Raw genomic sequence first — 11,247 nt, 5'->3', positions numbered from 1 at the left:
TGCTTAGGACGACTTCCTCACGCGCAGATACCATTCGCACAGCAAGCGTACCTGCTTGGCCGTATAGCCTTTCTCCACCATGCGCGCGACAAAGTCGGCGTGCTTGTTGGCGTCCTCCGCGCTGGCCTTGGCGTTGAAGGAAATCACTGGCAGCAGTTCTTCCGTATTGGAGAACATCTTCTTCTCGATCACGGTGCGGAACTTCTCATAGCTGGTCCACGCCGGATTCTTGCCGCCGTTGTTGGCGCGCGCGCGCAAGCCGAAGTTGACGATCTCGTTGCGGAAGTCCTTGGGATTGGAAATCCCGGCCGGCTTCTCGATTTTCTCCAGCTCGTTGTTCAGCGACTCGCGGTCGAAGCTCTCGCCGGTATCCGGATCGCGGTATTCCTGATCCTGTATCCAGAAGTCGGCAAAGGTGACGTAGCGGTCGAAGATATTCTGGCCGTACTCGGAATACGATTCCAGATAGGCCGTCTGAATTTCCTTGCCGATGAACTCGACATAGCGCTGCGCCAGGTGCTCCTTGATATACGAGAAGTATTTCTGCTCCAGCTCAGGCGGGAACTGCTCGCGCTCAACCTGCTGCTCCAGCACATACAGCAGGTGCACCGGATTGGCTGCCACCTCGGTATTGTCGAAGTTGAACACCTTGGACAGGATCTTGAAGGCGAAGCGCGTCGACAGCCCGTTCATGCCCTCATCCACGCCGGCATAGTCGACATATTCGTGGATCGACTTGGCCTTGGGATCGGTGTCCTTCAGATTGTCGCCATCGTAGACCAGCATCTTGCTGAAGATGCTGGAGTTCTCCGGATCTTTCAGCCGCGACAGGATGGCGAACTGCGCCATCATGCGCAAGGTGCCTGGCGCGCAAGGCGCGCTCGACAGCGACGAGTTGAACAGCAGCTTGTCGTAAATCTTGATCTCGTCGGTGACGCGCAGGCAGTACGGCACCTTGACGATGTAAATACGGTCGAGGAAGGCCTCGTTGTTGCGGTTGTTCTTGAAGGTTTTCCACTCGGACTCATTCGAGTGCGCCAGTACCACGCCGTCAAACGGAATCGCGCCGAAGCCTTCGGTGCCCTTGTAGTTGCCTTCCTGCGTGGCGGTCAGCAATGGGTGCAGCACCTTGATCGGCGCCTTGAACATCTCGACGAATTCCATCAGGCCCTGGTTGGCCAGGCACAGTCCGCCGGAGTAGCTGTACGCGTCCGGATCGTCCTGCGAATAATCTTCCAGCTTGCGGATGTCGACCTTGCCGACCAGCGAGGAAATATCCTGGTTGTTTTCGTCGCCCGGCTCGGTCTTGGAAATGCCGATCTGCTTCAGCACGGAAGGGTAGCGCTTGACCACGCGGAACTGGTTGATATCGCCGTTGAATTCGTGCAGACGCTTGACCGCCCATGGCGACGGAATATTGCGCAGGTAGCGGCGCGGGATGCCGTAGTCCTCTTCGAGAATGGTGCCATCCTCGTCCTCGTTGAACAGGCCCAGCGGCGACTCGTTGACCGGCGAACCCTTCAGGCAATAGAAGGGCACATGTTCCATCAGCGACTTCAGCTTTTCCGCGATCGACGATTTGCCGCCGCCAACCGGACCCAGCAGATACAGGATCTGCTTGCGTTCCTCCAGCCCCTGCGCCGCGTGACGGAAATAAGAGACCACCTGCTCGATTACTTCCTCGGTGCCGTAGAACTCACGGAAAGCCGGATAAATCTTGATGACCTTGTTGGCGAAGATGCGCGACAGCCGGGTGTCGTTGCGCGTGTCGATCAGGGTGGGTTCGCCAATCGCTGCCAGCATGCGCTCGGCAGCGCTGGCGTAGGTAAGCCGGTCTTTCTTGCAAAGTTCGAGATATTCCTTCATGGACATCTCTTCTTCTTTGGTCCGTTCGTATCGTGCGGCGTAGTTGTCAAAAATGGTCATGTTTGAATGTCCTTTAATGATGAAAACCTGCATGTCACGAGTCACCGGCAGTTCGCCTGCCCTGGCTCTGGTTCGTATAATTCCTCTCTGTCTTATTTTTCTTGTGGTCAGCTTCCTTGGGTGGCGCGGATTGCCCGTACCTTTGAGCTGGCTTTATGGCCGGATGGCGGCTTTATGTGTTGGTCGTAACGCTTCTTACGTCTATGAAATTGATTATTGCGCTATTGGTGAAGGAAGTCAAAAGGTATGTCGTCATATCGTTAATACCCTTTTGTAACTTGTTTTATAGTCCTTAAACACCACAGTAACACGCCTTGCGAAGATGTGCTGACACGCTATCCGCCGCATGAGATAAGATGCCTCATCAAGTCACCCAAGTAACAGGAAAAATCACTATGTTGAACGATCAATTACGCCGTGTTTTGCAGCAGATGCCGAAAGCCGAGCTGCACATCCACATCGAAGGCTCGCTGGAGCCGGAACTGATCTTCGCGCTGGCCGAACGTAACGGCGTCAAGCTGGCTTACGCATCGGTGGAAGCGCTGCGCGCGGCGTATGCCTTCACCGACCTGCAATCCTTCCTCGACATTTACTACGCTGGCGCCAGCGTACTGCTGAAGGAGCAGGATTTCTATGACATGACCGCCGCTTACCTGAAGCGCGCCGAAGAAGACAATGTGCGTCACACGGAAATCTTCTTCGATCCGCAAACGCATACGCACCGTGGCGTGCCGATGGATGTCATCATCAATGGCATCTACCGCGCCTGCCAGGACAGCCCGGTCAGCGCCACGCTGATCCTGTGCTTCCTGCGCCATCTGTCGGAAGAAGACGCGATCGCCACGCTGGAGGCGGCGCTGCCGTACCGCGACAAGTTCATCGGCGTTGGCCTGGATTCCTCGGAAGTCGGCAACCCGCCGGAGAAGTTCGCGCGCGTGTTTGCCCGCAGCCGCGAATTGGGATTGCACCTGGTGGCGCACGCTGGCGAAGAAGGCCCGCCAGCCTACATCTACACCGCGCTGGATACGCTGAAGGTCGAGCGCATCGACCACGGCGTGCGCTGCCTGGAGGACCAGGCGCTGACCGAGCGCCTGGTGCGCGAGCAGATGGCGCTGACGGTGTGCCCGCTGTCCAACATCAAGCTGTGCGTGTTCGACAAGATGGATCAGCATAACCTGCTGGAGCTGCTGGACGCCGGCATCGTCGCCACCGTCAACTCGGACGACCCGGCCTATTTCGGCGGCTACATGAACGACAATTTCATCGCCACGTTCGAAGCGCTGCCATTGGGCTTGTCGCACGCGCAGCGGCTGGCGCGCAACGGCTTCTCAGCGGCCTTCCTGCCGGCTGAACAGAAGCAAAAATTCATCGACGAAGTAGACGCGTTTTTCGCCAAGGTTTAAATGTTCAAACTCGCCCTCAACATGACGGCGCGCGACTGGCGCGCCGGCCAACTGCGCTTTCTGCTGATCGCGCTGACGGTGGCGGTGGCCGCCTTGTCCGCCACCGGCTTCTTCATCGACCGCCTGCGCAGCGGTCTGGATCGCGACGCGCACCAGCTACTGGGCGCCGACGTGGTGGTCAGCGCCGACTTGCCGGTGCGCGCCGACTGGCGCGCGCAAACCGTGCAGCGCGGCCTGGTGGTGACCGACACCATCAGCTTCCCCAGCATGGCGCAGGCGGGCGAGGGCGAGCAATCGACATCGGTATTGTCGGCACTGAAAGCGGTCGGCCCCGGCTACCCGCTGCGTGGCAAGGTCAAGACCACCACCGATGCGGCGCAGGCGGAGCAGAGCATCGGCGCCGCTGCCAGCAGCGTGCCCGCACCCGGCACCGTGTGGGTGGAGCCGGGCTTGCTGGGCAGCCTGGATACCCGCGTCGGCCAGCAGATCCAGCTGGGCGACAAAAAATTCACCATCACGCAACTGATCGCGGCGGAGCCGGATCGTGGCGCCAACTTCCTGGCCTTCGCGCCGCGCGTGATGTTCGCGCTGGCGGATCTGGAAGCCACCAACCTGATCCAGCCCGGCTCGCGCGTCAACTACCGCATGCTGATCGGCGCGCCGCCGTCGCTGAAGAATGGCGCCCAGGCCGCCAAGGATTACGAAGAATGGCTGAAGGCGCAAATCAAGAACAACAATATCAAGGGCGTGCGCGTGGAATCGCTGGATGGCCGCCCTGAAATGGAAACCACGCTGGAACGCGCCGACCGCTTCCTGTCACTGGTCGGCCTGCTGTCGGCGATGCTGGCGGCGGTGGCCGTGGCGATGGCGGCGCGCCGCTTCATGCAGCGCCACCTGGACGCCTGCGCCATGCTGCGCTGCCTGGGCCTGACGCAGAACCAGGTCACCGCCATGTACCTGATCGAATTCCTGCTGGTCGGCGTGGTTGGCAGCGCACTCGGCGTAGCAGTCGGCTTTGGCGCGCACTATGTGCTGCTGGAGGTGCTGGGTTCGCTGGTATCGGCAGAGCTGCCGCCGCCAACCATCTTCCCGGCACTGCAAGGCATGGCGATCGGCATCCTGCTACTGGCCGCCTTCGCGCTGCCGCCGATACTGCAACTGCGCAAGGTGCCACACAACCGCGTGATCCGCCGCGAACAGGAGCCGCCGAAAGCCAGCGCGCTGGCCACTTACGGCATCGGCATGGCCGGCTTTGTCGCGCTGCTGCTGTGGCAGGCCGGCGATCCGAAAATGGCGCTGTACACGGCGCTCGGTTTCTTTGGCGCGTTCGCGGTGTTCGGCCTGGTGGCCTGGCTGGGACTGCGCTCGCTGCGTTCGCTGCGCGGTGCCATCGACCATCAAAGTTGGCGCTTCGCGGTGACGTCGCTGCAGCGCCGCCCCGGCGCCACGATTGTGCAGGTGGTGTCGCTGGCGCTGGGCATGATGGCGCTGCTGGTGCTGACCGTGGTGCGCGGCGACCTGATGACCGCCTGGCGCAACGCCACGCCGGCTGATGCGCCAAACCGCTTCATCATCAACATCCAGCCGGAGCAGGGCGCGGATATCGCCAGGCGGCTGAAGGCGGCGAACGTTGATTACGCGCCGCAGTACCCGATGATACGCGGCCGCCTGACGCAGGTGAATGGCCAGCCAGTCACCGCCGAAACCTATACCGAGGACCGTGCGCGCGGCCTCGCCGACCGCGAGTTCAACCTGTCGACCATGGCGCAGATGCAGGCCGGGAACAAGATCGTCGACGGCAAATGGTTCGAGGACAAGCCAGGCTCCCCTGAAGTGTCGGTGGAAGAGGGCATAGCCAAGACGTTGCGCTGGAAGCTGGGCGACAAGCTGCGTTTCGATATCGCTGGTTCGCCGGTGGATGTCACCATCACCAGCATCCGCAAGCTGGATTGGGGCTCGATGCGGGTCAACTTCTTCGCCATCATCAACCCGGCAGCGATGACCGATATCTCGCAAAGCTGGATCACCGCCTTCCACCTGCCGCAAGGGCAGGGCGCGGTGATGAACGCGCTGACGCGTGATTATCCGAACCTGACCATCGTCGATGTTGGCGGCATCCTGCGCCAGGTGCAGGCAGTGCTGGACCAGGTAATTACGGCGGTGGAGTTCCTGTTCATCTTCACGCTGGCTTCCGGTGTGCTGGTGCTGTATGCGGCGCTGATGGGTTCCCAGGACGAGCGCACACGTGAAGCGGGCCTGTTGCGCGCACTGGGCGCCACGCGCAAGCAGCTGTCGCAGGCGCAGCTGATCGAATTTACGCTGGTCGGCGCGCTGTCCGGCGTGCTCGCGGCGACCGGCGCGGCGGCCATGGGCTGGGCGCTGGCCACCTACCAGTTCAAGTTTGCCTGGGAGTTCAGTCCTGCCGTGTGGCTGGTCGGTCTTGTGGCCGGCGCCGTGTGCGCCATCGCCGGTGGCTGGCTGGGACTGCGCAACGTGCTGCGCCAGCCACCGCTGCAAACACTGCGCGAAGCCTGATCGCCTGTCAGGCGGCTGCGGATATCGGTTGCTGCGCCTGGACGAACTGCGCGTAGGCATAGGGGCGCTGATCGAAGTAGTGGCCGGGCAGGTCGAACAGCGCCCAGTAATATGTTTCCTTGCCGTGGCAGATGTGCGGCGCCGCGCTGTAGCGGTGCCAGTTCTCTGCCATGCCGCTGCTGTACATGCCATCACCGAAAGGCGCGCTGAAGAAAGTCAGCACGCGCCGCTCCAGCAAGGCGCGCAGCAGCGAGCGCGGCGCCTCGCTGTCGCGCGCGATCTCATACTGCGACTGCATGCTTTGCTCGGTTTCGATCGCCATCAACGTGGCTTTGCCATGCTGGTCGAGGAACAGCACACCAGTGGGATTGGGGAAGATGTAGTGCTCGACAAAGCCCAGTGAACGTTTGAGTTCCCGCACCACTTCCGCCAGCGCCGCATCGGTCAGGAAGCGGTAATCGTGCAGCGCCACCATCTCGCGCAATATGTCGGAACGGCTGTCGAAGTAGCAGTCCTGCATGGTGGCGATTTCCATCTCCAGAATATCCAGCGCATGGTCGTCGCTCTTCTTGATGTAGCGGTCGATCAGGCCCCGGTTGAAGGCGCTGACCGCGACCTTCTCGTCAGCCGCGCCGGTGAACAGGATCTTCTTGCACGGCAGGTGCGCCACCGCTGCGCAGAATTCCAGCCCATTCATTTGCGGCATCGAGTAATCCACCACCAGCACCGATGGCGTGGCGAAACGCTCGCGCTGCTCGGCGATGCGGTAGATGCGCTCCAGATCGAGCGCCACATTGCATTGATCGGCCGGCAGGTTCTGCATGTCGAAATTGACATGCAGCGGCACCGCGCTGTCCGGTGCGCTGGCGCGCAGCCAGTGCAGTGCCTCGGTGGTGTCGTGGAAGGTTTTGTTGGCCAGCATGGGATCGAGCTGGAACGACAAGCTGCGCAAAAATGAATCGCTGTCGTCGACCAGCACGGTCAGCGTCGGATGGGCGTAGACGGGTAGATGCATGATTCACCTCAAGGGGAATTCAAGAATGAAAATGGCGTAGGCGCTCTCGCGCGATACGCAACGGATATGGGCGCGCCACGCGTCCATGATCTCCTTGCACAGCGCCAGCCCGATGCCGGCGCCGTTGTGTGGCGGATGCGAGTAGAAACGCTGGAAGATCATCGACAACTGCGACGCCGCAATGCCGCAGCCGGTGTCGATGAACAGCAGTCGTGGCGGCTGATGGCCGCCATCAATGACAATGCGCACGCGCCCCTTGCCGGCGCGCTGCACGGCGCGCAGCGCATTGCGCAACAGGTTGAGCAGCACCACCACCGCCAGTTCGGTCTGTCCGGCGAACTGGAAGTTGTGGCGCATTTCCAGCTTGACCATCTTTTGCTGCTTGGTGCTGACGAAGGGATAGCGCTTCAGCACTGCCTCCACTACCGTCTCCATCGACACCGTCTCTACCGGACGAAGGTTTTGCCGCACCGCCGTGGCGCTCAGCAGGAACAGATCGATCATGTGGTTCATGTGGCGCACCTCGAACTGGATGCGCGCCAGCGCGTCGATGATGGTCAGGCGATCCTCCGCGCTCTGGCCCTGGGCGTCGGCCATCTTGCGCAGCAGGCCGCGCACATTGGCGTCAACACTGGTGAGCGGCGTGCGCAGTTCGTGTGCCACCGTGGCCAGACCGGCGCCCATGCCGGCCAGCTTTTCCTGCGCCAGCACGTGGCGGCTGATCTTGGCCACCGACAGCACAGCGATGGTGAACCAGTGGATCGGCAACTGCTGCAGCGCCGCGCGGCTGGACAGCATGTCGCCGGCGCCCATCGCCACCGCCGCCACGCAGGCCAGCGCGGTGCCGATGGCATAGGCGCGCAGCGCCAGGCCGGTATCGAAGTGGAACAGCACCACCAGCCCAATCAGCAGCGATTCACTCCACACACCCGAGGCGTGGTTCATCAGGAACATGAAAGTGAAGAAGAACGGGAAGATGTAGCTGAGCGCGACCAGCAGGTACAGATTGAGCATCTGGCGGCTGAACTGGCGCGCGAACAGGCCGAGCGCGCACAGCAGGATGCCGACCAGGCGTAGCGGCAGCGACTCGTATTCCTGCGGGAAGAAATGCTGCCAGATCACGTAGTACAGCGGCATGCCCACCGTGCCGATGCAGGCCAGCAGCAGCACGCGCACGGTCGCATGGTCTTCGCGGCCGTGGTATTGCAGCAGCGACTGGACCAGTCCGTGCTGCCAGCGCTTCCAGGGTTCGTGCGGCGGGAGCCTCATGGTGACGTTTGATTTTTATCAAGTTGCCATCATCGCCTTAATTTACAACGTGTTCTGGAATATCAAAACAGTAATTGATCCGTATCAATCTCAATGAGTTTTTTTGGCCGCATGGTGGGGGCTGTAGTTCACAAAAAAACAACCTTTTTTGTCCAGACCACAAGGAGATTTACCATGACGCACGCGATTGCCCAACACCAATTCCCAGCACATTTCCCTGATTTCGTCAGCCGCAGGATGGACCTGCATTACGTCACCCGCATCGCCGAACTGCTGGGTGGCGAGCATCCGCACGCCTGGCAGCCGACGCCTGCCAGCGCAGTGTTCCTTGCCGGGAACGATTATCTGTGTCTGGCCGGCGAGCCGGCGCTGGTAGGCGCGCAGGTGAAGGCGCTGCAAAGCAGCCAGGGCGAGCTGCTGATGTCGGCTGTCTACCTGCAAGAAGGCAGCGCGCAACACCAGCTGGAGCGCAAGCTGGCGCACTTCATGGGCGCGGAGGACGGCATCCTTGCGCAATCCGGCTGGGCCGCCAATGTGGGACTGGTGCAGACGCTGGCCGGGCCCGGCATCCCGGTGTATCTGGACATGCAGGCGCATGCCTCGCTGTGGGAGGGCGTGCAGTCGGCTGGTGCCTTGCCGGTGTCCTTCCTGCACAACGACATGGAACATTTGCAGAAGCAGTTGCAGCGTCACGGGCGCGGCTTGATCGTGGTCGACGCGCTGTACAGCACCAACGGCAGCGTCGCGCCGCTGGCGGAGCTGGTGCAGCTCGCCGAGCGCAATGGCTGCATGCTGATTGTCGATGAATCGCATTCGCTGGGCACGCACGGGCCGCGCGGCGCCGGCCTGGTGGCGGCACTGGGCTTGAGCGACAGGGTGCATTTCCGCACGGCGTCACTGGCCAAGGCGTTTGCCGGGCGCGCCGGTTTTATTACGTGCAGCAGCTATTTCAAGGGCTACTTTCTGTCGGAATCGCGACCGGCGATTTTCAGTTCCTGCCTGCTGGGGCACGAACTGGCGTGGTTCGACGCTGCCATCGATTTCATCGCCGCCGCCGATGAGCGCCGCGCCGCACTGCACCGGCACTCACGCGCCTTGCGCGAGGAACTGGGCGCGCTGGGCTACAACGTCAGCGACGGCACGGAGCAGATCATCGCGCTGGAGCCGGGGCCGGAACCGAAGACACTGGCGCTGCGCAAGCTGCTGGAACGGCACGGTATCTACGGCGCCATGTTCTGCGCGCCGGCCACGCCCAAGAACCGCTCGCTGGTGCGGCTGACACTCAATTCCGGCCTGGACCGCGCACAGCTGGCGCGCATCGTCGATGCCTGCGATGCGATCCGTGGCGAGGCTGATCTGGACAACTGGTCGTCCACGCGGCGCTTGCGCAAGCTGGCGCTGGTATAAGCTATCATTGCGGGTATGACTGAAGAATCCCGCACCCTCTACGAAGTAATCGGCGGCGAATCGACCATCCGCGAGATGGTCAACCGCTTTTATGATTTGATGGAACTCGAACCCGAGTTTCAATTGCTGCGCTCTGTGCATGGCCCATCGCTGGATAATGCCAACCAGCGCCTGTTCATGTTCCTTAGCGGCTGGATGGGCGGTCCGGACCTGTACCAGCAGGCGCACGGCCATCCACGCCTGCGCATGCGGCACATGCCGTTCGCCATCGGCACGCAGGAGCGCGACCAGTGGCTGCGCTGCATGGCGTGGGCGATGGAAGATGTCGGCATCGACACCGAACTGCGCGTACGCCTGATGAATTCCTTCTTCCAGACTGCGGACTGGATGCGTAACAAACCGGATTGATGCCATGAGCCAGATCGAGTTCTTCGTGTTGCTGGCGGCGCTGATCGCCGTCATCGTATTGCAGGTGATGGCGATGCTGCGCTCGCGCAGCGGGCCAGCGGGTGATCTGGCCGAACGCATCGAGCGGGTCGAGCGTGAGGTACGCATGCAATTGCAAACCACCGCGCAGGCCAGCAACGCCGCGTCGGTGCAGCAGTTCGACGCGATGCGCCGCCAGCTGGAAGCGCAGGGACTGGTGGGCCGCAACGAACAGGCGCGCAGCCTGAAGCAGTTCTCCGACACCATGCATCAGCGCATGGAGGAAATCCGCGCCACGCTGGAACTGAAGATCAAGGATCTGCAAGCCGACAACGGTGCGCGTCTCGAAGAGATGCGCAAGACGGTGGATGAGAAGCTGCACGCCACGCTGGAGTCGCGGCTGACCGCGTCGTTCCAGCAGGTGTCCGAACGGCTGGAACGCGTGCACCAGGGACTGGGCGAGATGCAGCAGCTGGCGCTGGGCGTCGGCGACCTGAAACGTGTGCTGACCAATGTGAAAACGCGCGGCACCTGGGGCGAAGTGCAGCTGGAAATGCTGCTGGAGCAGGTGCTCACGCCCGATCAGTATGCGAAGAACGTCGAGACGATCGCCGGCAGCGGCGCGCGCGTGGAGTTTGCGCTCAAGCTGCCGGGCCATAACGACAATGGTGTGCCAGTGTGGATGCCGATCGACGCCAAGTTCCCGAAAGAGCAGTACGAGCGCCTGCTGGAAGCGGCTGATAGCGCCGATGCCGAAGGCGTGACGCAGGCCGGCCGCGAACTGGAACGCGCGGTGCGCAACGAGGCGCGCACCATCTCCGAGAAATATGTCTCGCCGCCGCACACCACCGATTTCGCGATCCTGTTCCTGCCCACCGAGGGCCTGTATGCGGAAGTGATGCGCCGTCCCGGCCTGGCCGATGAACTGCAACGCGTGAATCGCATCAGCATCGCCGGCCCGTCGACGCTGACCGCGTTGCTGAATAGCCTGCAGATGGGCTTCCGCACACTGGCGCTGGAAAAGCGTTCGTCGGAAGTGTGGCAGGTGCTGGGCGCGGTAAAAACCGAGTTCTCCAAATTCGGCGACGTGCTGGCCGCAACCAAGTTGACGCTGGAGCGCGCCGCCAAGAATATCGAGTCGGCCGAAACGCGCAGCCGCGTCATGGCGCGCAAGCTGAAAACCGTGGAGGCGCTGCCGAGTGAGCAGGCGCAATTGCTGATGGGCGCAGAACTGGACAAGAGCGACCTCGATACCGATTAAGGAGC

At 61.8% G+C, this 11,247-nt stretch carries 8 protein-coding genes; 5 read left to right on the top strand and 3 right to left on the bottom strand.

Annotated elements, in window-relative coordinates:
• Positions 1-3: 3 nt before the first annotated feature.
• Positions 4-1,926: a PrkA family serine protein kinase gene (locus tag BLS51_RS08095; RefSeq protein ID WP_090182228.1), complete on the bottom strand. Its 1,923-nt coding sequence runs from the start codon at positions 1,924-1,926 to the stop codon at positions 4-6.
• 395 nt (positions 1,927-2,321) lie between these two features.
• Between BLS51_RS08095 and BLS51_RS08090 the strand changes: the two genes are divergently transcribed.
• Together BLS51_RS08090 and BLS51_RS08085 are read left to right on the top strand one after the other, a co-directional pair.
• A complete protein-coding gene (locus BLS51_RS08090; RefSeq protein WP_090181783.1) occupies positions 2,322-3,329 on the top strand; it encodes an adenosine deaminase in 1,008 nt (335 codons plus the stop codon).
• Positions 3,330-5,864 (top strand): ABC transporter permease, encoded by a 2,535-nt coding sequence (locus BLS51_RS08085; protein ID WP_090181785.1) that lies wholly within the window; start codon positions 3,330-3,332, stop codon positions 5,862-5,864.
• Positions 5,865-5,871: 7 nt separating this feature from the next.
• Here the strand turns inward: BLS51_RS08085 and BLS51_RS08080 are convergent, their stop codons facing one another.
• Together BLS51_RS08080 and BLS51_RS08075 are read right to left on the bottom strand one after the other, a co-directional pair.
• Positions 5,872-6,879: a response regulator gene (locus BLS51_RS08080; protein ID WP_090181788.1), complete on the bottom strand. Its 1,008-nt coding sequence runs from the start codon at positions 6,877-6,879 to the stop codon at positions 5,872-5,874.
• Between the two features lie 3 nt (positions 6,880-6,882).
• Entirely contained in the window at positions 6,883-8,148 is a 1,266-nt protein-coding gene (locus BLS51_RS08075) for a sensor histidine kinase (RefSeq protein WP_090181791.1), read from the bottom strand.
• A 174-nt stretch (positions 8,149-8,322) separates the two neighbouring features.
• Here BLS51_RS08075 and cqsA point away from each other — a divergent pair, with 174 nt between their 5' ends.
• Genes cqsA through BLS51_RS08060 form a run of 3 tightly spaced genes read left to right on the top strand, consistent with a single transcriptional unit; the run spans position 8,323 to position 11,242 of the window.
• Positions 8,323-9,555: an alpha-hydroxyketone-type quorum-sensing autoinducer synthase gene (cqsA, locus tag BLS51_RS08070; protein ID WP_090181794.1), complete on the top strand. Its 1,233-nt coding sequence runs from the start codon at positions 8,323-8,325 to the stop codon at positions 9,553-9,555.
• A 15-nt stretch (positions 9,556-9,570) separates the two neighbouring features.
• A complete protein-coding gene (locus BLS51_RS08065; protein WP_090181797.1) occupies positions 9,571-9,963 on the top strand; it encodes a group II truncated hemoglobin in 393 nt (130 codons plus the stop codon).
• Between the two features lie 4 nt (positions 9,964-9,967).
• Positions 9,968-11,242, top strand: coding sequence for a DNA recombination protein RmuC (locus BLS51_RS08060; RefSeq protein WP_090181800.1), 1,275 nt, complete (start codon positions 9,968-9,970; stop codon positions 11,240-11,242).
• The last annotated feature ends 5 nt before the right edge of the window (positions 11,243-11,247 follow it).

The sequence above is a fragment of the Duganella sp. OV510 genome, assembly GCF_900100205.1.
Taxonomy (GTDB): Bacteria; Pseudomonadota; Gammaproteobacteria; order Burkholderiales; family Burkholderiaceae_D; genus Rugamonas.
This window is presented reverse-complemented; position numbering and strand designations above follow the sequence as displayed.

Bases quoted from the DNA above. Each gene is read 5' to 3' on its own strand.
- BLS51_RS08095 (WP_090182228.1), bottom strand. From the start codon at position 1,926: ATGACCATTTTTGACAACTACGCCGCACGATACGAACGGACCAAAGAA.
- BLS51_RS08090 (WP_090181783.1), top strand. From the start codon at position 2,322: ATGTTGAACGATCAATTACGCCGTGTTTTGCAGCAGATGCCGAAAGCC.
- BLS51_RS08085 (WP_090181785.1), top strand. From the start codon at position 3,330: ATGTTCAAACTCGCCCTCAACATGACGGCGCGCGACTGGCGCGCCGGC.
- BLS51_RS08080 (WP_090181788.1), bottom strand. From the start codon at position 6,879: ATGCATCTACCCGTCTACGCCCATCCGACGCTGACCGTGCTGGTCGAC.
- BLS51_RS08075 (WP_090181791.1), bottom strand. From the start codon at position 8,148: ATGAGGCTCCCGCCGCACGAACCCTGGAAGCGCTGGCAGCACGGACTG.
- cqsA (WP_090181794.1), top strand. From the start codon at position 8,323: ATGACGCACGCGATTGCCCAACACCAATTCCCAGCACATTTCCCTGAT.
- BLS51_RS08065 (WP_090181797.1), top strand. From the start codon at position 9,571: ATGACTGAAGAATCCCGCACCCTCTACGAAGTAATCGGCGGCGAATCG.
- BLS51_RS08060 (WP_090181800.1), top strand. From the start codon at position 9,968: ATGAGCCAGATCGAGTTCTTCGTGTTGCTGGCGGCGCTGATCGCCGTC.